Origin of the sequence: Streptomyces sp. NPDC059816, from assembly GCF_042732055.1 — a bacterium.
GTDB lineage: Bacteria > Actinomycetota > Actinomycetes > Streptomycetales > Streptomycetaceae > Streptomyces.
Genome location: NZ_JBHWIQ010000019.1, coordinates 101,410 through 121,781, shown reverse-complemented (window position 1 = coordinate 121,781; position 20,372 = coordinate 101,410). Strand labels below are relative to the sequence as shown.

The following is a 20,372-nucleotide window of genomic DNA, read 5'->3' as shown; positions in this document are numbered from 1 at the left end:
GTTCCCGGACGGTACTGCCGCGCTTCCCTCGGAAACTGCCAACTCGCCCTGACCGCAGATCGGTTCAGGCCCCGGAGTCGCACTCCTCGCAGACCAGACCGGCCCGGCGCACCAAGCCGCGCTCGACGACGGCGACCGAGGTCACCGCATCGCCCGCCTCGCCCCAAGAGCCGTCCTCCAAGAGGACCGTGCGCTCTCCGAGCAGCCGCAGGGTGCTCTTCTCGAAGATCCACTCCGTGCGTTCGCCGTCGTGCACCCGGGCGACGGCCACGCCGCTGCGGCCCGCCGCGTCGACGGCGTGCGGGACGGTGATGACCCCGGGGATGCGTGCGGCGGCGCGGTAGAGCGCGATGGTGAGTCCGGGCGGAGCCGCCGTGGCCCGCAACAGGTCACCGATGGTGACGAACGCCTGCTGGTCGGGGCCGGTGGTGGAATCGGATCCGGGCCCGTGGTTGGCCACGGCGTCCTCGTGGATCTGGTCGAGGAGGGCCCCGGGGTCGGTCGGCAGGCCGGCCAGGAACTCGTACGTCGGTGCGTTGAGGCTGCCCTTGCGGGACGCCTCCGGAATCAGCGTGTCTTCGCCGTCCGCGCGTTGCAGGGTCGGCTCGCTGCCGTCGACGGACGTCCACTGCTCCATGTCCTCGTCCGTGCGGGACCGGTCCATCCCCCCGTCCTCGTTCTCGCTCAGCGCGGTGCTGTGTCCGACGGTCCGGGTGTAGAAGTAGGACCCCTTCGCGTACAACGGCGCGGGCTTCGCGTGCTCGGCGAGCGCCGCCTTCTCCAACAGCCGCACGGCTGCGACGGACGCGGGGCGAACCGTCGGTCGGGCGTCCGGTCGGGGGTCCGCACCGCCGGGGCCGAACACCAGCACGGACGCGGTCACTCCAGCGGCCGTGAACGCCGCCAGCGCGACGGCCCTGCGCCGCACCGTCCACCGCGCACCACGTGAACTCCGCTGTCCGCCCAAGGCGTCGAGTTCGTTCAGGAGGTGGTGTCGACGCTCCTGCATCCGCTCCGGATCGAGCTCCGCGCAGGGCGCCGGCGGCAGCACTTCGGCCGCCGATCGGATCTCGTCCCACTCCGTCTGTTCCGCCTGGCCTGGTTGCTCCCGGTTCATGACGACCTCCTCTGCTGGGGCGACTGGGTTGCGTCCGGGCGTCCGACCGCCCGGTGCCGGTCCCGGGCGCGTGGCTGCTCCGGTGGCTCGCCGGCCAGTTCCTCCGTGACCAGGCGCCGCAGCTTCTCCCGTGCCCGTGACAGCCGGGACCGCACCGTGCCGACCGGGACGCCGAGTGCTTCCGCGGTGGCCGCGTACCCGAGGTCCGACCAGACGACCAACGCGAAGACCTCGCGTTCGCCCCGCTTCAGTCGGTTCAGCGCCCGTGCCGCGGCGGCCAACCGCTGGGTGTCGGCCAGTTGCCCGACGACCAGGTCCGAGAAGTCGGGCAGCGGCTCCGCGCGCGGCAGCCGTGACATCGCCGCGCGGTGCCGGCGGGCCGAACGGGCCGTGTTCCGCAGCACGTTCGACGCGATGCCCAACAGCCAGGCCCGTTCGCTGCGCACCTCCCCGAGCAGTTTGTCCCGCTGTCGCCACGCCTCCAGGAACGTCAGCGACATGACGTCCTCGGCCAGCGCCCAGTCGCCCGTGGAGCGGGCGGCGTGCGCATAGACCACACGGGCGTGTTCGTCGAAGAGCGCAGCGAACGCCGTCCGATCACCGGACCTGAGCCGGTCCTCCGCATACGAGTCCACGCCCACAAGTGTCCGCACGCGCCGATCGGTTCCCTCGGCTTCGGTCCGAGCTTCAGACGGCGGTCGCGAACAGCTCCTCCGCGGCGGTCAGCGCTCGACCGAGTGCCGCGGGCTCCGGCCGCAGCCCCGTGACGATCGCGTCGACGCCACTGGCCCGGTGGGGCGCCGTGACGGGCGGCTCGGGCGTCGTACGCTGACGCGGAGATGCCGGGCGCGGGAGCGGGGGAGGGCGCGTGGGAGTGACCGGACGTCGGGTGGCCGGTGCCGGAACGCGACTGGTCCAACGGGTGTCGACCACACGGGCGTTCGCCCGGGTGGCACCGTACGCGCTTCCGATGGTCGACCGGGCGGTGCACCGGCTCAGCGGGGGACGGACCCTGATGAGCGGGTGGCTGCTGCCGAGCCTGATGTTGACCACGACGGGCGCGCGTTCGGGTCTCCTGCGTCGCACGCCACTCGTGTGCGTGCCGGAACCCGGCGGCACATGGCTGTTGATCGGGTCCAACTTCGGCCGTGCGGGGCATCCGGGCTGGTCGGCGAACCTGATCGCACACCCTCGGGCATGCGTGAACTGGCAGGGGGAGGAGATCGAGGTGGGGGCCCGGCTGCTGGCGGGCGCCGAGCGGCAGGCCGCCTGGTCCGAGGCGCTGCGGTGGTGGCCGCCGTACGCCACCTATCAGTCCCGGGTGACGCGGGAGATCCGTCTGTTCAGGCTGGCCCGGAGGTAGGCCGCCCCTGCGGACGGGGCCGGACGGGGCCGGACGGGGCCGGACGGGTCGGACAGGCCGGACGGGTCGGACGGAGCGGGAACGCCGTCCGTGCGGGTGGGGCTACTTGGTGGGCTTGCGGCCCGTGACGCCGAGGTGCACCAGCAGCGCGAGGTTCGGCTTCAGATCGGCCTGCTTGACGCCCCAGGTCTGGAAACCGCGCTGGTGACCGGCGACCGAGGCGAGCATCGTGACCAGGGAACCCGCGACGGCCGCGGGGTTGACGTCCTTGTCGACGCGACCCTTGGCCTTGAGGTCCTTCACCGTGTCGGTGAGGGCCCCGGTGACCGGGTTCAGGACCTTGAGGCGGATCTTGGCGAACCGCTTGTCGCCCTCGGCCGCACCCAGGTCGATCACCCGCAGGATGGCGTCGTTGCGGCGCCAGAAGTCGAGGAACCCGTCGACGAGTTCCTGCGCGGTCTGCCACCCCGCCTTGCCCGTCCAGGAGCGTCCGTCGAGCAGCCCGCCGAGCACGCCGGCCTCGCCCGCCACCTCGTCCGCGATCTCCAGGACCGCGCCCTCCACGTCCGGGAAGTACTGGTAGAAGGTCGCCGGCGAGGTGCCCGCCTTGCGGGCCACATCGATGACCTTCACATCGCGGTACGGGGACGAGCTGAGCATCTGACCCAGGCAGTCCAGCAGCTTCTGGCGCGTCGCCTGGCCTCGTCGTCCGGCTACGCGGCCGTCGACGGTTCTTACCTGTCCTGTCATGTCGTCAGCTTACCGAGGGGGCATCAGAGCGCGATTCGACCGACTGCAAATGGGGTCCCCCCTGTTCGGGGGAGGGGGAGGGCGGGTGCGCGGCGGCCTCCGTTCGGGTTCCTCGTGGTCCGGGCCGTGCACAGCTCAGGGGCGGGTCCGTCCCAGGGCGGGGCGCTCGGAAAGGGTGTCATGGAATCCCCACCCCAACGGGAGGGTCCGGTTTGTGGGGAGGGGGGAGGGTTGGCGTAAATTGCTGGGAGTGTATGACTTAGGGGAAGGTTGAGGTGGTGATGGTCGGGTTCGCTGAGGGGGCGCCCTGCTGGGCCGAGGCGATGCTGCCCGACCTGGCCGCGGGGAAGCGTTTCTACGGGGAGCTGTTCGGGTGGACGTTCGACGAGGGCGCGTACGGCCGGGCGTACTACGAGGGGCGGACGGTGGGTGCGCTCGTCAGCAAGCGGGACGGGCGGATGCCCACCGTCTGGACGGTGTACTTCGCCGCCCCGGACCTCCCCGGCACGGTCCGCCGGGTGCGCACGGCGGGCGGCCGGGTGGTGACCGAACCGCTGCGCACCGGGGACGGTGACATGGCCCTGGTGGCCGACCCGGAGGGTGCCGTCTTCGGGCTGTGGCGCAGCGCCGGGCACCCCGGCTTCGACCTCCAGCAACAGGTGATGTCCTTCTGCTGGGCGGAGGTGTACGTCCGGGACGCCGCGGTCGTGGACCCCTTCTACGCGGCGGTGTTCGGGTACGGGGCCACCGACCTGCGCGACGACGGCCACCTGCGGGTGTGGTCGCCGGCCGGCACGCCGCCCGGCCCGGATTCGGCCGTCGGGGGCCGCATCCTCATCGGTGACAGCTTCCCGGCCGAGATGCCCTCGCACTTCCTGCTCTACTTCCGGGTCCCCGACTGCGACACCGCCGCCGCGACCGTCGTCCGGCTCGGCGGTCGCGTCCATCTGGCGCCCACCGACACCCCGTACGGCCGGATCGCCGTGTTCACCGACAACCAGGGAGCCGATTTCGGGGTCCTCCAGGACCACGAGGGGTCCGGGCGGGTGGAATCCGACTCCGAGACCACCCAGGAGTGCGACGTGCTCGCCGAGTTCGACGCCGAGTTCGACGCCGAGGGCCCGACCGACCGGCCCGGCGGCGCGCCCGGTGACGGGGAGTCGACTGTTCGGGGAGGCAAAGACGGCGGCAGCAGGGCGACGGGGCACTGAGTCGTGCGCCACATCGTGGACGTCTTCGAGGGCGGGAGGGCGCTTCGGAGGGTGACCAGAGTGCCCCATATCACGTGGTCGGCGGTCAGGTAGTCGATCCGGGACGCCCTCCGCGAGGTGAATGGACTGACTCGTCGTAGACACCCCGTTTCGTCCCCGGGTTCGCAACCGGCCCCCGGGGCAGGAAGAATCGGGGTGCGTGCCGCCCTGGCGGTTCGGTGGTGAGACGCTGCACGGGGTCGTGTTCGTACGGGCGGCCCGTACGGGGAGGTGGCAGGCAAGTGGTGGATCAGCTGATGCAGCATGATCCGAGACGGATCGGCCCGTTCGAGGTGCTGGGTCGGCTCGGAGCGGGGGGCATGGGACTCGTCTACCTCGCCCGCTCGGCATCCGGTAGACGGGTCGCGATCAAGACCGTCCGTACCGAACTGGCCGAGGACCAACTCTTCCGCGTCCGCTTCACCCGTGAGGTGGAGGCGGCGCGCGCGGTTTCCGGCTTCTACACGGCCGCGGTCGTGGACGCCGACCCCAGGGCCGCCGTGCCGTGGCTCGCCACCGCCTACGTGCCCGCGCCCTCCCTGGAAGAGATAGTGAACGAGTGCGGGCCGATGCCCGCGCAGGCCGTGCGCTGGCTCGCCGCCGGGGTCGCCGAAGCCCTCCAGTCCATCCACGGGGCCGGCCTCGTCCACCGCGACCTGAAACCGTCCAACGTCCTCGTCGTGGAGGACGGACCCCGGGTCATCGACTTCGGGATCGCGAGCGGGGTCTCCAACACCCGGTTGACCATGACGAACGTCGCCGTGGGCACCCCCGCCTACATGTCACCCGAACAGGCCAAGGACTCCCGTAGCGTCACCGGCGCCAGCGACATCTTCTCGCTGGGCTCCACCCTCGTCTTCGCCGCGACCGGCCACGCCCCGTACCACGGTGCCAACCCGGTCGAAACGGTGTTCATGCTGCTGCGCGAGGGCCCCGACCTGGCCGGGCTGCCCGACGAACTGCGGCCCCTGATCGAGTCGTGCATGCAGCCCGAGGCCGCTGCCCGGCCCAGCCCCGCGGACCTCCAGACCCAGTTGGCCCCGCACCTGTTCGGCTCGGGCTCCGACGACAGCGGCACCGCTTCCGCCTGGCTGCCCGAGCCCGCCACCAGCATGATCGAGTCCCGACGCGGCGGACGCACCCACGGGGCCCAGCTCCCCGGGGCCGGTCAGCGGATGGGCCACCCGGCCGGTCCGCAGGCCGGCGCGCAGGCCGGGCCGCCGCCCGCTCATCCGCTGGCGCACGGCGGCCCGCCCGGCCCCGCGCACAGCCCTGCCCACGGCCCCGGCCAGGGCGGGGCCCGGGGCGGACGCGGCCGGGGTGCGCCGGGCGCACCCCCGCCCCCGCCGCACGCCCCGCCCGTACCGCACCAGGCCCCGCCGGGGCCCGACCTGCCCCCGGACGCCGGGCAGCCCGTCCCCGGTCACGGCGCGGTGCGGCTCGCCGGCGCCCGGGTGCCCATCGGCCCCGGGCCCCGGGTCTCCGACACCCGCCAAACCGTCCACGGCCCGCCCCAGGCCCCGCTCTCCGGCCACTGGTCCCGGTCCGCCGCGGCCGGGCCGGGCGGCCCGGCACCCATGGAACCCGCCGCACCCGCGGCGCCGCCCCGGCCGGCCGCCCAGCCGCCCGCCGCGGGCGCCGGCTGGAGACCCTGGCGGTTCCGGATGTCCAACGACGTCTGGGGCACCCCCGCCGTCGACGGGGACCTCGTCTACGTGACCTCCTTCGAGGTGCACGCCCTCGACGTCGCGACCGGTCGCCGGCGCTTCAAGACCCGGGACGTCGCCTGGTCCATGGCCGTGTCGGACGGCCGGGTCATCGCCTCCGACGGGCCCACCATGTACGCCCTCGACTCCCGTGAGGGCACCGACCTGTGGCGCCTGTCCGCCGACGGCTGGGTGTACGCGCTGCGCGCCGAACGGGGCACCGTGATCACCGCGACCCGCGGCGGTGGCGTCCAGGCGTGGGACGCCTCGGGCGGCCAGAAGCTGTGGGAGGTCACCGGCGCCCAGACCGACTTCGAGACCCCCGAAGCCGGACCCGCCCTGCACGGCGACACCGTCTACCTCTGGCACGACGCCCGGCTGCGCGCCCTGGCCGCCCGCACCGGTGAGGAACGCTGGTCGTACCCCATCGGCGACGCCGCGTCCTGCGGCGGGGTGCCCGTCCGCGTCACCCAGGCCTCCGACGGCCACGCCTACATCAGCGCCGGCACCCGGGTCCTCGCCGTCGACAGCGGCACCGGACGCGTCCGCTGGCACTTCGAGGCGCCCGCGGCGTTCCTCGCCCCGCCCGCCTTCGCGCCCGGCCCCTCGGTCACCGGCGGCGGCGTGTACCTCGCCGACTACCTCGGCACCGTGTACGCGCTCGACGCCGCCGACGGCCGTGACCGCTGGCGCATCGCCACCGAACCCCGTTCCTCCACCGAGTCCGTCCTCGTCGCCGACGGCCATGTGCACGTGGGCAGCGGCAAGGGCCTCTACACGCTGGACGCGGTCACGGGCACCCCCAAGTGGCGTTTCCAGGCGGGCGGCGACGTGGTGGGCGCACCGGTCGTCGCCGAGGGCCGCATCCACTTCGGCTCCACGGACCACCTGCTGTACACCCTCAAGGCCGACGACGGCCGGCTGCGCTGGAAGCTGGCCACCGGGGGCGAGATCACCGGGGCTCCCGTGGTGCGCTCCGGCGTCGTCTACGCGTGCAGCAAGGACCGTTGCGTCTACGCCCTCGACGCGGAGAAGGGAACCGGCACGGCCCGCACCTGACGCCCCGGCACGGCGTGCCGGGGGCCATCGCAGCGCTGTACGGGGCCGAGCCCGTCTAGTGCTCTTCGGCAGGGCTCCAGTAGTGGGGGAGCATCTCGTCGACCCAGCTCGGTACGTGGGTGATGCCCTGGGGTCCCATGGTGGGGAACCAGGGGGCGATGTCGTAGACGAGTGTGCCGTGGACGGCGTCGAGGTCGGTGACGTGGAGGTCGAGGCCCTCGACCCGGAGGAGCCGGGGGTGGGAGACGGCGAGTTGGTTGGGGCGGCGGTGGTTGCGGTGGACGAAGGTTCCGGTGGGGGGCCAGTCGGGGTTGTTGCGGGGGCTGCGGGCGTGGAGGGCGACGTCGTCGGGGCTGGCGAGGTGGAAGTGCCAGAGGACCTCCAGGTGGGAGAACTCCTCCAGGCCCTGGAGGGTTTCCACGGGGAGGTCGGGGTTGAGGCGGATGACCGACTCGACCCCGCCCTGGTAGTCGTCGCCCGGTCGGAGATGGCCGCCGACGACGGTGGCCACGGGCATGATCTCCAGCTTGCTCATGGGTAGATCCCCTGGTCGTGGCCGGAATCCGGAGGGGATTCGGCTCCTCGGCGGCATCGGGCCCTCAGCCTATGCGGCGCAGGACGGTACGGGCCCGGTCGTCCAACTCGGCCGCCGGGGCATGGCCGCGCTGGCGGAAGGGGCTGAGGGCCCGCCGCATCTGGACGACGGTCTCCCGGGCACGACCGGAGTGGACGCCGTCCATCGAGTCGAGGGCCTCGGTCCAGGTGGCGATGGCGGCGTCCAGAGCCCCCTGCTGCACCTGCGCGGCGCCGAGGTAGCCGAGGGTGACGGAGTGGGTGCGCCGGAAGGTCTGCTTGCGGCGCAGACGGGTGCTCTGGGTGAACTGCTGCACCGCGCAGTACGGGAGGTACGCGGTGGAAACCGTACGGCTGTGGGCGGGCGCGGCGGGCGCGTTCGCCGGTCTCTCCGGGCTGGCCACCCTGCTGTGGAGGCCCGTCCAGCGCATCGCCCGGATGGGCCGACGGTTCAACCAGTTCATGGACGACTGGTACGGCGAGGAGGAACGCCCGGGAGTCCCGGCCCGGCCGGGCATGATGGAGCGGGTGAGTCGAATCGAGCACGAGCTCTGCCCCAACCAGGACAGCTCGATGCGCGACGCGGTGGATCACGTGCTCCGGGCCCTGCTCCGGATGTGTCCGGAGTGCAGCGATCCGGAGCGCGAACCCCCAGCCGGGAGCTAGGCGGGCATCCCGTACACGGGCCCACCGGGTGTGCACGCGCGTGGTCTAGTGGGCGCAGGGCCCGCTGGCTAGCCTGCTGGTCATGACCGATCACGTGCAGGTATCGACGGCCACCCCTACCGAAGAGGACGCCGTGACTCTGGCCGGGTCCGCAGTCAAGGCTCGCCTTGCGGCCGGAGCCCAGGTCATCGGCCCTGTCACCGCCGTCTTCTGGCACCTGGGTGAGTACGGCACCGGTCAGGAGTACAAGGTCCTCCTGACGACCACCTGGGACCGGTATCCGGAGCTGGAGGCCCACCTTCTGGCGGAGCACCCATGGGACAACCCCGAGGTGATCGCTGTGCCCATCGTGGCTGGCGCGGCGCCAGCCCTGGAGTGGATCCAGGGCTCCGTGACCTCGGCGCCGAAGGACTAGGAGCTGGTGCGCTCCAGGACCGCGCGGACGACGGGGAGTTGTCCGTGGGGACGGAGGCTCTCAAGAACGGACGTAAGACGCTCCATGGGGCGGATGGACGCGACGCCTGCGGCGAGGTCCAGCGCGCGGTCCGTCGTCGCGGCGGCCTCCTCCACCTCCCCGGCGGCGAGGTACGCCTCCGCGAGCCACGAGAGATAGAGCGACTTGTCCCGGGCGTACTCGTCCGGGTATCGGTCGAGGGCGTTCGTCAGGGCGGGGACGGCACGGAGCGGGCGACGGAGTTCCGTCCAGCAGCGTCCCGTCATGATGTTCAGCTCCGTGTGGTCTACCCAGGTCGACCAGTTCGGTTGCGGCTCGCCGTCTTGGGCGGTCTCCAGGGACTCCCGGGCAGAGGTGAGCGCGGTCTCCGCCCCGGCCGGCTGGCCGTCCACGGCGCAGGCCCACGCCAGCCGTTCGTAGAGCAGGGCCCGGACGGAGGATGGTGTCCGTGCCGTGATGGTGGCGCAGGAGTCCCGGGCGAAGGTCACCGCCGACCGCCGGTCGTGGGCGAGGGCGCCGTAAGCCAGGAAGGCGAGGCTGTTGCCGTAGAGGTCGGCGTCTCCGGCCTCCTGGGCGTAGCGCGGCTCTCCTCGTCCCTGGGGGCAGTGGTGTGCTGCTTCGGGGCGTGGACGACTGCGAGGAGTCGGCGTGCACGAGCGAAGCCAACTGCCGCCTGAAGAAACAGACCGTCGCCACGACCCTGGTGACCGCTGGTCTGCCCGAACGGCTCTCGTCGTGTCCCGGCAACCCACCCAGGTGCAGGGCTTGTGCGCCGACCTCCACGGCTGCGACGCGGTCGTGATCGCCCTGCGGACCGATTTCACGAACACGGCGGCCGAGCGGGACATCCGACGCGGCGGCGCGGCGGCGCGGCGGCGAACGCTCCCGCGCTCGGCATGCTGGGGCGGGAACTGCGCGGGTACAGCGGGACGGTCCTCGTCGTGACCAACCAGGTCGACCTGATGGCCCGCCGGTTCGCCGACGTGTCGGGCTGTTCCCGGGTCTTCGGGATCGGCTCGAACCTCGACTCGGCCCGCTACCGGCTCCTGCTCGCCCGGTACGCCCAGGTATCCCCCGAGCAGGTGCGCGGCCACGTCATCGGCGAGCACGGCGACCGCGCTGTGGTGTGCGCATCGACGACCACCGTCGACAGCCGCCCGATCACCATCCCGGTACGCACCATCATGGAAGCCCTCCAGCAGCGCCCGGCACTGATCCGCAACAGTAGCGGCCGTACCCGCTGCGGACCCTCCGGGGCCGTGCTCTCCACGCTCCGCAAGGCCCTCGGCCTGGTCGACGGCATCGAGGAGCTGTCCGTCCCGTACGGGGACGTCTACCTCGGAATCCCGCTGCACTTCACCGGAGGCAAGGCCGTACCGGCCCTGCCTCCCCTCACGCTTTGCGAACGCCTGTGTCTGGACTCTGCGGCCAGCAGTCTCCGCGACGCATACGCCCAACTCCCCGTTCTCTCCGAGAGGATCTCTACGTGATCACAGCAACTCGACTTGAGGCTGCCGCAGCGGCCGTCACCGTGCTGAGCAACTGCAAGGAGGTGACCGACTGGGCGTTGCGGTACTTCGGCCCGTGGTGGAACGCCACGACGGTGGACGCCGCCACCGTGTGCACCGGGGCCATCGTGATCGCGGACGTCAAGCCGGAGGACTACGAGGAGATCACCCTCCTCGTCCACGACGGCCGGCCCGCCGGAGAAGTGGAGTACGCCAAGCACCCGCTGCTGGTTGCGCAGGACGGCCAGGACATCATCGCCACGTCGCCGGAGGAGGGGACCGCGTACCGCAGCACGCCGTCCTCGGACCGCCTCGTCCTCGCCGGTTCCGACGCGCAGACCCTCGCCCTGGCCGCCGCGCGCCTGGCGCGGGAGGCGATCCGCGGCCAGCTCCTCCGCGACGGGTGGGCCGTGCTCCACTCCTCCGCGGTCGTACGGCCGGAGACCGGTGCGACGCTCCTCGCCTTCGGCGACAAGGGGGCCGGGAAGACCACCACGGCACTGCTGCTCGCATCACATGGCTGGCAGCTCCTCGCCAACGACCGTGTGCTGGTCCGGCCGACCGGCGAGAGGGATGTCGAGGTCGTGCCCTGGCCGTCGGCCGCTGCGCTTGGCCTTGGCCTGCTCCACTCGCTGGGATGGGACGACAAAGCGCGCGAGCACTTGCGGTCCGGCGGCAGCTTCCACCCGACACAACATGGCTCGGTGACCGGGGCGCTGCTTGCCGGCGATCACAAGCCGCTGTGGGAGAACACGAAGCGGGAGCGGAAGGTCCAGGTGTTCCCGGACCAGTTCCCGGACCTGTTCGGCGTGCCGCTGGCCACCGCCGGCCGAGCAGCAGCCCTGCTGTTCCCTCAGATCGATGCCGATGCGGCGCCGGACGTCGTCGACGACAGCCGCACGTTGGGCGAGGCCGACTTCATGTCCGGAAAGACAGAGGACCGGTACCCGGACGTCTTCGGGCAGACGCAGGGCGTGGACGGCGGCGGCCGGGAGAGCGCGCGCGTCGAGGTGGCCGCTCGTCTCGCCCAGCTGCCGCACCGCGCGCTCCGGCTCAGCCACGACGTGCCGGCGAACACTGCCCTGCTGACCAAGGTCGTGGCCTCGATCTGACGCCCGATCCGTTCGGTCGGGTGCGGTGATCCCATCCCTACCCACGTCAGGCCGACGAGCGAGCAGACTGCCGTGTGTAGCCCGACCAACTTCTAGTCGGGCTACACACGGACAACCACGGAAGGCTCCTCGATGACCCCCACCACTTTGCTGACCGACCATCCGGCGTGGACGGTGCTCCCGGACGGCACGACGTGCCGCCTCGTCACCGCAGGCGGCGACGCCTGGTTCGTCGCGTGGGACGGGACGGCCCTGATTCCGTCGAAGCTGAGCCGTCCCGCCACCAGCAGGACGGTGGACGCGGTCGAGACGCTGGCCGTCGACCTGCCGACGCGTGCCCCTCGCCAGCTCACCGAGCCCCTGGGCCAGTTGGGAACGGTGCACCGGTTGCCCTCCCCCACGCTGTGGGAGGCAATCACCAGCGGCCTGCTGCGCCGGATCATCCGGGCACCGCAGGCCCGCGCCCTGTATCAGCGGTGGACCGCGGCGTACGGCACTGCCTGGGATACCCCCGCCGGGACGATGCACACCGTGCCGAGCCCGGGCGAAGTACTGGACCTCACCGATGAGCAGTTCGCGACGGTCGGTGCGGCGCTCCACCACAAGGCCCTGCCGGCCGCCGCCGTGGCCTATCTGGAGCACGGTGAGAAGTGGGCGCAACTGCCGCCCGACGACTTGGTGAAGGCTCTCCAGGAGGTGTCGGGCATCGGCCCGTGGACCGCTGCCTGTGCCGCCGCTGACTTCACCGGGGACTACTCCGTCTACCCGCACGGCGACCTCGCGGTCCGCACCTGGGCCAGGAAGGCCGCCCCTACCGCGCTGCTGCCCGACGATCCGCGGGAATTCGAAGCCGCCTGGGGCCGGTGGGCATCGGACCGGTCTCAACTGCACGCCCTCACCACTCACACACTCGCCTGGGGGATCCATGCCCGACAGCCAGATAGCGGACGTCCCTGACCTGATCGCCGGAGCCCACCCGACTCGGCCGCTGGACCTGCTGCTGATCAACGCGCCGTTGCGGGACTACACGCTGCGGCCCCGCTTGACGGACTACACCCTGCCGGTGATCGGCATGGGGTACATCGCTACCTACGCCGCGCAGGCCGGCCACAACGTGGGGTTGCTCGACGCCGAGGCGCACGGTCTGGGCGTGGAGGACACGATACGGCTGGCCAACCGTGCCCGGCCCCGCTGGGTCGGACTGAACCTCCTGGCGCCTACCTATCAGTTGTCGGCGCGGATCGCCGCCGGGCTGGACGACTGTGTGCAGGTGATGGTCGGCGGCCACCACGCGAAGGCCGCCCCGGAAGCAGTGCTCGCCGACCCGCGCATGAGCCGCTTGGCCGCGCTGGTCGTCGGCGAGGGCGAGACCCGCGTGACCGCGCTCCTGGAGGACGTCGCCCGCCGGGCGGAGCTGCCGGGGGTGATGTGGCGTGACCGGCTCCTCGGCACGACCGTTGAGGGTATCGAGCACGACCCGGCCCGCACTCGGCACTGGCTGAGCCCAGACATCGACGGCCTGCCGATGCTCACCCGCGCGTTCCTGCCACAGGATCCGTACGTGGCCGGCGACGGCCGCCGGGAGGCCAACATGGTCGGGGCGCGTGGCTGCCCGTACGACTGCTTCTTCTGCGGCGCCGCCGTGAGCAAGAATCCGGACCTGACGATCCGCACCCGCGCCCCGGGCAACATCCTCGCCGAGATGCACCAACTCGCGTACCGCGAAGGGGTGAGCGCCTTCCGGTTCGTCGACGACCTGTTCCTCGGCGCGCGCCGCATCATCCACCCCATGATGGACGCCTTCACCGCCGACAAGGTCGGGGAGCGGTGGGTGTGGGACGCGACCGGGCGGATCAACGTGCTTGACCGCGAGGACGACTCGATGCTCGACACCCTCGCCGTCTCCGGGATGCGGGAGGTCGCGCTCGGGATCGAGTCCGGCAGTGACCGGGTCCTGGCCGCGATGGACAAGAGGATCACCGCGGCCATGACGCTAAGGGTTGCCGAGCGGCTGATGCGGCGCGGAGTGAACGTGAAGGGGTACTTCATCCTCGGCTACCCCGGCGAGGCCCCGGAGGACCTGACGGCGACGCTCGATCACGTGCGGCGGCTGTGGGACCTGTCCGACCGTCTGCCCGGCGGATTCCGAGCGAGCGCGTTCGAGTTCCGGCCCTACCCGGGGTCACCGGTGTGGGACCGGCTCGTCGCGGCCGGTCACGACCCGGCGGCGATGACCGCGTACGCCGACGTCGACCTGACCGAACAGGGAGCAGACGAGGCGATGCGGCAGCGGGACGAGTTCGCGTTCTCCGTGGGAATCCAGTTCGCCGGCACCCCGCTGCCGGAGCTGCGGGCCGCCCTGGCGCGGATTGCCCGTGAGCAGCACGACCGCACCACGACGGCGGTCGCCTGATGACGGGCACGCGACCCGGCCGCTTCATCACCCTGGACGGGCCGGGCGGCGTCGGCAAGTCCACCACCACGGCGGCCGTGGCCCGGCTCCTGACCGTCCACGGCGAACAGGTCCACGCGACGCGGGAGCCGTCAAACTCCCCGCTCGGCACGTTCATCCGGCAGAACGCCGACGACTACGACGGGGCCGCCCTGGCGTGCCTCGTCGTCGCTGACCGACACCACCACCTCGCGAAGGAGGTCGTCCCCCTCCTCGGCGCCGGGACCACCGTCGTCTGCGACCGCTACGTGGCCTCCACGCTCGTCGTGCAGGCCCTCGACGGCGTACCACAGCAGTACCTCCTCGACCTGAACGCGGGCCTACGGATGCCGGACCTCGCGGTGATCCTCACCGCGGACCCGCACGTCCTCGCCAACCGGATAGCCCAGCGGGGGGCGACGCACCGATTCAACCGGGATCCCAGCTTCCCGGCCCGGGAGTCCGCGCTGTACGGCGAAGCCGCCGAACTGCTGCGCGGCATGGGCGTACCCGTCCTTGTCATCGACACCGTCAGGGCGACACCCGAGGAGACCGTCGAACGGATCGCGACCGCCGCGCTCGGGCTCGGTAACGTCCACCACCTGGATTCCGCACCCTCACCCACGTAAGGAGACACCCCCACATGACCCTCAACGCCACGGTTGGCGACGACACTTGGGCAACAGTCGAACGGCTCAAGGGCTGGTTGGACGCGGAGGACAACGCCACGCCGCAGCAGGCCCGGCTCCTTCGGCTGCTCAAGGTCCAGGAGGAGGTCGGCGAGGTCGCGCAGGCCGCGATGGGCGCCGCCAACGCCAACCCGCGCAAGGGCAACAGCCACACCTGGGAGGACGTGCAGCACGAACTGTGCGACGTGATGCTGTCCAGCATGGTGGCGCTGCTCACGCTCACGCCGGACGCGGCGAAGGTCTTCCAGGAGCGCCTGGACGCCGTCGCCGAGCGGTCGCTGACCTGAGAGGACCGCGTCGCGCTGCCCCGTCCGGACCCCGTACGCGGCGTTGACCTGCGGGGGCGGGCCGGCGCGGGGACAATCGGGCCATGGCACCCACTCCCGGTCCGGCCCCCGGCACCCCGTACGACCGGCTGCTGCCCGACCTCCTCGCCGCGGGCCGCCCCCACCGGCTCGCCCTGACCGGGGGCTGGGCCGCCCGCGCGCACGGCCTGGTGGCCCGGGCGAGCCGTGACGTGGACCTCGCGACGGCCAGCCCGGTGCCGCTCCCGGAGATCGCCGCCGCCGTCCGCGGGGAACTGGAACGCCGGGGCTGGACCGTCCGGGCGGGGGAGCGCGGGCCGCTGTCCGCCCGGTTCACCGTGGAGGCGCCGGTCGACGGTGCCACGACCCGGCCCGTCACCGTGGACCTTCCGGGAACGGACCGGGGCGCCCCGGTCGGCGTCGTCCTCTACAAGGAGGCGTTGTGGCATCCGCCGGTCGCCACCCCGATCGGGCTCGCCCTCGCCCTGGAGGACCTGACCGGGACGAAGGTCCGCGCGCTCGCCGATCGGGGCCTGGCCCGCGACCTGGTCCACGTGCACGCCGTCGCCGACCGCTGGAGCCGCCCGGACCTGGAGGAACTGGGCCGCCGGCACGCCCCCGACACCTTCGACCCGCGTGACCTCCAGGCCCGGCTCTCGGGAGCGGAGTGGATGGACGAACGGGAGTTCCGTGCGTACGGGATCGGCCGCGTGGAGAGCGCGGCGCTGCGGGCGTGGGCGCAGGAGTGGGGCGACGAGATCGCGGAACGTCTGCTGGAGGGCGGGCCCCCGCCGGACGACGAGGACTGAAGAGGAGGACTGAACCCGCGGCGCGCGCTCAGCCGGGGTTCGGCGGGTCCGGGGGCCGGTCCCAGGTGCGGGTCTCGGCGGTGTCCGTGGGCGGCGGGGGCGGCTGCGCGGCGGGCACGGCGGAACGCCTCGGTCGACCGGCCATGACGAGCGCGCCCAGCAGGATCAACAGGCCGCCGCCCAGGGCGCCGACCACCCCCCAGCCCAGGCCCGAGCCGTCGCCGCGCACCGCCAACTCGCCCAGCGCCTGCCCGACCCGGACCATCCACAGCACCGTGAAGCCGAGGACCACCAGGCCCGCCAGCGCCACCGCCGGCCGGGACCTGAACACCACTCCCGCCAGGACCACCAGCGCCGCTCCGAGGAACGGCAGGAACAGCGAGAGGAACAGCTCCGCGCGGGCGTCCGTCACGCCCGGACCCGTGAACAGTTCCCCGACCTCGTAGTACCGCCCGAGGCGGCCGTCGTACCAGGCACGGAAGGGGCTCCAGACGGCGGCCGCCGCACCGATGAGCGCGAGGAGCGACCCGAGCACGTTGCGTGCCATGGTGTCGCCTCCTTCGCGGCCTACGCCACCGACGCTACGCCCGGTGTCCGGGCTCCGCCAGACGGGTGCCCCGCCCGCAGCGGGCCGTTCACCGTACGCGTCGGCACGGTGGCGCAGGCGTCATCCGGTCAGGCGCGCGCCGGTCGCGCAGGTGTCATCCGATCAGGGGCGCGTACCGGTCGCGTGGGTGTCGGTGGCGTGGGTGTCGAAGGGGCGCACGCCGGTGGCGTGGGTGTCCGCGGGCCGCAGCCCGCCACCCGTCGCATGGGTGTCCTGCGGCTTGCTGCCCGTGGCGTGGGTGTCCGCGGCCAGCGCGGCTCCGGCGGCGCCGAGCGCGGCTCCTGCGGCCAGGACGGCGACGAGAAGGAGCTTCTTTGCGCGGGTCATGTAACTGATCTCCCATGCGGTCAGTGGCCGGGCGTCGGTCGCACCGGCCGGATGCGGTGGAACCGCTCGTGCCGGAAACGGCGGCGGCGAGCCGCGGCGGCGTCCCCCTCGTGCCGCCACGGCTCGCCGTTCCCCCTGTTCCCCCTGGCGTTACGGGCGCCTTACGGCTTGCCGCCCGTAGCGTGGTTGTCCGCGGGCCTCGCGGTGCCCCCGGTGGCGTGGTTGTCGAGCGGCTTGACCTTGCCGCCGGTGGCGTGGTTGTCCTTGGCGGCCAGGATCTGGTCGTCCGTCGAGACGGCGTCCTGGGGCTGGGCCTTGCCGGTCTTGTCGGTGCTGCTCATGGTGCTGAACTCCTATTCCTGGGAGCCGTTGAGACGACCCGTCCGGCAGCTCCCCCGTGGGCTGCCGGACGGGCGCGCGGCCGACACCGTCATCGGCGTGGCCTGATCGGCTCGCCTGCCCCCCGCTGGGACGAGCCGATGAGATAGATGGTGGCCGAGCGAGATAAACGAACGATGAACGGGGCCGGTGACCGGCGGTTTCTCGGCGAACGACGGGAATCCGCGGGCGGGCCTGGTGCGTCCCGCGCAGCCCCCTCGGTAGGGGAGACGATCATGGACGCGCCCTGGTTGCCGGTCAGAGCAGATGAATTCCGGCCTGATCCCCACCGGGGACGAGTGGTCGTCAGGGCACGCCCGGTCCGGCCCGGCGCACGGCAGGGCGACCGGCTGCCCCGGGCGCACCCGGGGACGGGGTCACGCCACGGCTGCGGGGCTCAACAGGGACCGCACCTCGTCGGCCTCGCGCGAACCCAACTCCTCGTAGATGACCAGGGCCTCCGCCCAGCAGGCGCGGGCCCGGTCGGACTGCCCGAGCCGGGCCAGGGACCGGCCCAGCAGCGTCAGTACGCCGCCCCGGCGCCAGGGACCGCCGATCTCCCGCAGCGCCACCAACGCCTGTTCGGCGAGGGCGGCCGACCGGGCGGGCCGTCCGGCCGTGAGGTGGGCCTCCGCCAGCCGGAACAGGCTCATGCCCTCCCACAGCCGCTGGCGCGACTCCCGGAAGACGGCCAGCGCCTCAGTGAGCTGGTCGAGCGCCTCGGTGAGCCGCCCCGCCTGGGTGAGGGCCATGCCCAGCGCGTAGCGGCCGTTCGCCAGCCGCAGCGTCAGACCGATCCGGTCGTAGATCGCCACGCCCTCCTCGGCGAGCCGGACCGCCGTCTCGGTGCGGCCCGCGGCGAGTTGGATGCGCGACAGGTTGCACAGGGCACTGGCCTCCCCGGGCCGGTTGCCGTCCGCGCGGAACGCCGCGATCGAGTCGCCCAGGTACCGTTCGCCCTCCGCGTGCCGCCCCTCGTACAGGGCGATGATCCCCAGGTCGTTGGGCGCGTTGCAGCGCACCCACGGGTCGTCCGCGGCGTCGGCGAGCGCCAGGGCGCGGCGCGCCTCCTGCTCGGCCGCGGTGAACCGGCCGGCGGTGCTGTGGACCAGGGACAGCGTCAGCCGGGCGCGGGCCTCCACCCGGGGGTCGCCGTCGAGGGCCGCCGCGTCCCGCAGCGCGGTCGCCGCGGCCTCGTAACGACGGGCGCACACCCCCGTCTCGGCGAGCGCCTTCGCCGCCATCAGCAGGTCGACGGCGCTGCGCCGGGAGCCGCACCGCTCGCCCTGTCGGACGGCGGCCAGCAGGCATTCGGCCTCGGCGTACAGCCAGTCGAGCGCGGTGCCCCGGTCGGTGAACGACAGGCCCGGGCGGGCGGTGCGTTCCAGATGGTCGACGGTGCGGTCCCCGGGCCGTTCCAGGGCGTACACGCCGGCCGCCGTGGCCAGGTAGAAGTCGAGGAGCCGGGCCAGGGCGGCGGTGCGTTCGGCGGGCGGCTGCTCGTCGCGTTCGGCGCAGGAGCGCGCGTACAGCCGCAGCAGGTCGTGGAAGCGGTAGCGGCCGGGCGCCGCCGACTCCAACAGCGAGGTGTCGACGAGTGCTTCGAGGAGTTCCTCGGTGTCGTCCTCGCACAGGTCGAGCGCCGCCGCCGCGGCGGCGAGGGAGACGTCGGGGCCGTCGGCGATGCCGAGCAGCCGGAACGCGCGGGCCTGTGCGGGCTCCAACTGGCCGTAGCCGAGTTCGAAGGTCGCCTTCACCGCGAGGTCCCCGGCCTGGAGTTCGTCGAGCCGGCGGCGCTCGTCGGCGAGCTTGGCGGCGAGGGTGGACACCGTCCAGGTGCGCCGGGCGGCCAGCCGGGACGCGGCGATCCGGATGGCCAGCGGCAGGAACCCGCACGCGGCGACCACGTCGAGCGCGGCTTCCCGTTCGGAGCCGACGCGCTCCTCGCCGACGATCCGGGTGAACAGCTGCATGGCCTCCTCGGGGGACATCACGTCGAGGTCCACCAGGTGGGCGCCCGCGAGGTCCACCATCCGCACCCGGGACGTGACGAGCGTCGCGCACCCCTCGGTGCCGGGCAGCAGGGGCCGCACCTGGGCCGCGTCCCGGGCGTTGTCGAGCAGCACGAGGACGCGCCGCCCGTCGAGCAGCGTCCGGTACAGCGCGGCGCGCTCCTCCAGGGTCTCGGGGATCGACGGGTCCGGGGTGCCCAGGGCCCGCAGGAACGCCCCGAGGACCGCCTCGGGTTCGGCGGAGCGGGGACCGGCGCCCTGGAGGTCGACGTACAGCTGGCCGTCCGGGAACCGGGTCCGCGAGGCGTGGGCGACGTGCACCGCGAGGGTCGTCTTGCCGACCCCGCCGATGCCCGCGACCGCGGAGACCGCCATCACCCGCCCCTCGGCGGTGGCCAGCACATCGCTCAGCTCCGAGACGAAGGCCGCGCGACCGGTGAAATCAGGTACGGTGGCGGGCAGTTGAGCAGGTCGAACGGGCGCGGCGACCGGTTCGGGCGGGGCCGTCACGGGTTCGGCGAGCGCCGGGTCGGCGCGCAGGATGCCCTGTTGCAGTTCGCTGAGGCCGGGCCGCGGATCGACGCCCAGTTCATCGGCGAGCAGCCGTCGGGTGTCCGCGTACACGGCCAGCGCCTCCGCCTGGCGGCCACTGCGGTACAGCGCCAGCATCAGCAGTTCCCGCAGCCGTTCGCGCAGCGGGTGCGCGGCGGTCAGTGCGGTCAGCTCGGAGACGGCCTCGGCGTGGCAGCCCTGTTCGAGGTCCAGGTCCAGCCGGGTCTCCAGGAGTTGGAGCCGCAGTTCCTCCAACCGGGTCCGCTGGGTGTCCGCGTAGGGTCCGGGCACGCTCGCCAGCGGCTCGCCGTCCCACTGGGTGAGTGCCTGGTTCAGCAGGGTCCGTGCCCGCTGGAGGTCACCCTCGACGCGTGCCTTCTCGGCTCCGGCGGCCAGGTCCTCGGCGTGCGTGAGGTCCAGCGCTTCGGACGGCATCCGGATGGCGTAGCCGCCGGCCTCGGTGACGAGGACGCCGGGGCCGAGGGCCTTGCGCAGTCGGGAGGCGTAGGTGCGGACGGCGGCCAGGGCCTGCGAGGGGGGATCGTCGCCCCACAGCGCGTCGATCAGCTGGGCCGCCGTCGCCATCCGACCGTCGCGCAGCAACAGGGCAGCGAGCAGCGCGCGTTGCTGGGGCGAACCCATCGGGAGCGGGGTGGGGCCGCGCCAGGCCCGTACGGAGCCGAGGACGCCGAACCGCAGTCCCG

General features: G+C 72.8%; 21 protein-coding genes and 1 pseudogene. 12 read left to right on the top strand and 10 right to left on the bottom strand.

The window, feature by feature from the left end; genetic code table 11:
• Positions 1-64: 64 nt before the first annotated feature.
• Together ACFV88_RS24570 and ACFV88_RS24565 are read right to left on the bottom strand one after the other, a co-directional pair.
• Complete coding sequence (locus tag ACFV88_RS24570) at positions 65-1,117, bottom strand: CU044_5270 family protein (RefSeq protein ID WP_385494003.1); 1,053 nt, start codon at positions 1,115-1,117, stop codon at positions 65-67.
• Complete coding sequence (locus ACFV88_RS24565; protein WP_385494002.1) at positions 1,114-1,752, bottom strand: RNA polymerase sigma factor; 639 nt, start codon at positions 1,750-1,752, stop codon at positions 1,114-1,116. Before ACFV88_RS24565 ends, ACFV88_RS24570 begins: the two co-directional genes overlap by 4 nt.
• 233 nt (positions 1,753-1,985) lie before the next feature.
• On the opposite strand from ACFV88_RS24565, the gene ACFV88_RS24560 reads away from it, so the two are divergent.
• Positions 1,986-2,480, top strand: coding sequence for a nitroreductase family deazaflavin-dependent oxidoreductase (locus ACFV88_RS24560; protein WP_385494000.1), 495 nt, complete (start codon positions 1,986-1,988; stop codon positions 2,478-2,480).
• Positions 2,481-2,582: 102 nt separating this feature from the next.
• Here ACFV88_RS24560 and ACFV88_RS24555 read toward each other — a convergent pair whose 3' ends face one another.
• Positions 2,583-3,230, bottom strand: coding sequence for a TetR family transcriptional regulator (locus ACFV88_RS24555; protein ID WP_385493999.1), 648 nt, complete (start codon positions 3,228-3,230; stop codon positions 2,583-2,585).
• 281 nt (positions 3,231-3,511) lie between these two features.
• Between ACFV88_RS24555 and ACFV88_RS24550 the strand changes: the two are divergent.
• Together ACFV88_RS24550 and ACFV88_RS24545 are read left to right on the top strand one after the other, a co-directional pair.
• A pseudogene (locus tag ACFV88_RS24550) lies at positions 3,512-4,264 on the top strand (VOC family protein); the annotation flags it as partial.
• Between the two features lie 458 nt (positions 4,265-4,722).
• Positions 4,723-7,245, top strand: a complete 2,523-nt coding sequence (locus tag ACFV88_RS24545; protein ID WP_385493998.1) for a PQQ-binding-like beta-propeller repeat protein — start codon at positions 4,723-4,725, stop codon at positions 7,243-7,245.
• A gap of 55 nt (positions 7,246-7,300) precedes the next feature.
• Here ACFV88_RS24545 and ACFV88_RS24540 read toward each other — a convergent pair whose 3' ends face one another.
• Positions 7,301-7,780, bottom strand: a complete 480-nt coding sequence (locus ACFV88_RS24540; RefSeq protein ID WP_385493997.1) for an SAM-dependent methyltransferase — start codon at positions 7,778-7,780, stop codon at positions 7,301-7,303.
• Positions 7,781-7,844: 64 nt separating this feature from the next.
• Positions 7,845-8,135, bottom strand: coding sequence for a hypothetical protein (locus ACFV88_RS24535; RefSeq protein ID WP_385493996.1), 291 nt, complete (start codon positions 8,133-8,135; stop codon positions 7,845-7,847).
• Between the two features lie 22 nt (positions 8,136-8,157).
• Between ACFV88_RS24535 and ACFV88_RS24530 the strand changes: the two genes are divergently transcribed.
• Positions 8,158-8,484, top strand: coding sequence for a hypothetical protein (locus tag ACFV88_RS24530; RefSeq protein WP_385493995.1), 327 nt, complete (start codon positions 8,158-8,160; stop codon positions 8,482-8,484).
• 82 nt (positions 8,485-8,566) lie between these two features.
• On the top strand, positions 8,567-8,899 hold the full coding sequence (gene cutA / locus ACFV88_RS24525; protein WP_385493994.1) for a divalent-cation tolerance protein CutA: 333 nt from the start codon (positions 8,567-8,569) through the stop codon (positions 8,897-8,899).
• Here cutA and ACFV88_RS24520 read toward each other — a convergent pair.
• Positions 8,896-9,426 carry a hypothetical protein gene (locus ACFV88_RS24520; RefSeq protein ID WP_385493993.1) on the bottom strand — a complete coding sequence of 177 codons (531 nt, stop codon included), beginning with the start codon at positions 9,424-9,426 and terminating at the stop codon, positions 8,896-8,898. The two genes, cutA and ACFV88_RS24520, sit on opposite strands and share 4 nt — an antisense overlap.
• 408 nt (positions 9,427-9,834) lie before the next feature.
• Between ACFV88_RS24520 and ACFV88_RS24515 the strand changes: the two genes are divergently transcribed.
• The 7 genes from ACFV88_RS24515 (at position 9,835) to ACFV88_RS24485 (ending at position 15,792) form a co-directional block, all read left to right on the top strand.
• Positions 9,835-10,428 carry a hypothetical protein gene (locus ACFV88_RS24515; RefSeq protein ID WP_385493992.1) on the top strand — a complete coding sequence of 198 codons (594 nt, stop codon included), beginning with the start codon at positions 9,835-9,837 and terminating at the stop codon, positions 10,426-10,428.
• Entirely contained in the window at positions 10,425-11,558 is a 1,134-nt protein-coding gene (locus tag ACFV88_RS24510) for a hypothetical protein (RefSeq protein WP_385493991.1), read from the top strand. Before ACFV88_RS24515 ends, ACFV88_RS24510 begins: the two co-directional genes overlap by 4 nt.
• A gap of 132 nt (positions 11,559-11,690) precedes the next feature.
• Complete coding sequence (locus ACFV88_RS24505; RefSeq protein WP_385493990.1) at positions 11,691-12,515, top strand: hypothetical protein; 825 nt, start codon at positions 11,691-11,693, stop codon at positions 12,513-12,515.
• A complete protein-coding gene (locus tag ACFV88_RS24500; RefSeq protein ID WP_385493989.1) occupies positions 12,484-13,971 on the top strand; it encodes a B12-binding domain-containing radical SAM protein in 1,488 nt (495 codons plus the stop codon). The genes ACFV88_RS24505 and ACFV88_RS24500 overlap by 32 nt, the downstream gene beginning before the upstream one ends.
• The gene (gene tmk, locus ACFV88_RS24495) at positions 13,971-14,618 is read left to right on the top strand and encodes a dTMP kinase (RefSeq protein ID WP_385493988.1); all 648 of its coding nucleotides are present in this window, start codon (positions 13,971-13,973) and stop codon (positions 14,616-14,618) included. The genes ACFV88_RS24500 and tmk overlap by 1 nt, the downstream gene beginning before the upstream one ends.
• A 14-nt stretch (positions 14,619-14,632) precedes the next feature.
• Entirely contained in the window at positions 14,633-14,965 is a 333-nt protein-coding gene (locus tag ACFV88_RS24490; protein ID WP_385493987.1) for a MazG-like family protein, read from the top strand.
• Positions 14,966-15,048: 83 nt separating this feature from the next.
• The gene (locus ACFV88_RS24485) at positions 15,049-15,792 is read left to right on the top strand and encodes a nucleotidyl transferase AbiEii/AbiGii toxin family protein (RefSeq protein ID WP_385493986.1); all 744 of its coding nucleotides are present in this window, start codon (positions 15,049-15,051) and stop codon (positions 15,790-15,792) included.
• Positions 15,793-15,820: 28 nt separating this feature from the next.
• Here the strand turns inward: ACFV88_RS24485 and ACFV88_RS24480 are convergent, their stop codons facing one another.
• From ACFV88_RS24480 to ACFV88_RS24465, 4 genes are all read right to left on the bottom strand, one after another.
• A complete protein-coding gene (locus tag ACFV88_RS24480) occupies positions 15,821-16,339 on the bottom strand; it encodes a hypothetical protein (RefSeq protein WP_385493985.1) in 519 nt (172 codons plus the stop codon).
• A 162-nt stretch (positions 16,340-16,501) separates the two neighbouring features.
• A complete protein-coding gene (locus ACFV88_RS24475; protein ID WP_385493984.1) occupies positions 16,502-16,726 on the bottom strand; it encodes a hypothetical protein in 225 nt (74 codons plus the stop codon).
• Positions 16,727-16,887: 161 nt separating this feature from the next.
• Entirely contained in the window at positions 16,888-17,067 is a 180-nt protein-coding gene (locus tag ACFV88_RS24470) for a hypothetical protein (protein WP_385493983.1), read from the bottom strand.
• Between the two features lie 414 nt (positions 17,068-17,481).
• Complete coding sequence (locus ACFV88_RS24465; RefSeq protein ID WP_385494075.1) at positions 17,482-20,310, bottom strand: BTAD domain-containing putative transcriptional regulator; 2,829 nt, start codon at positions 20,308-20,310, stop codon at positions 17,482-17,484.
• Positions 20,311-20,372 lie beyond the last annotated feature (62 nt).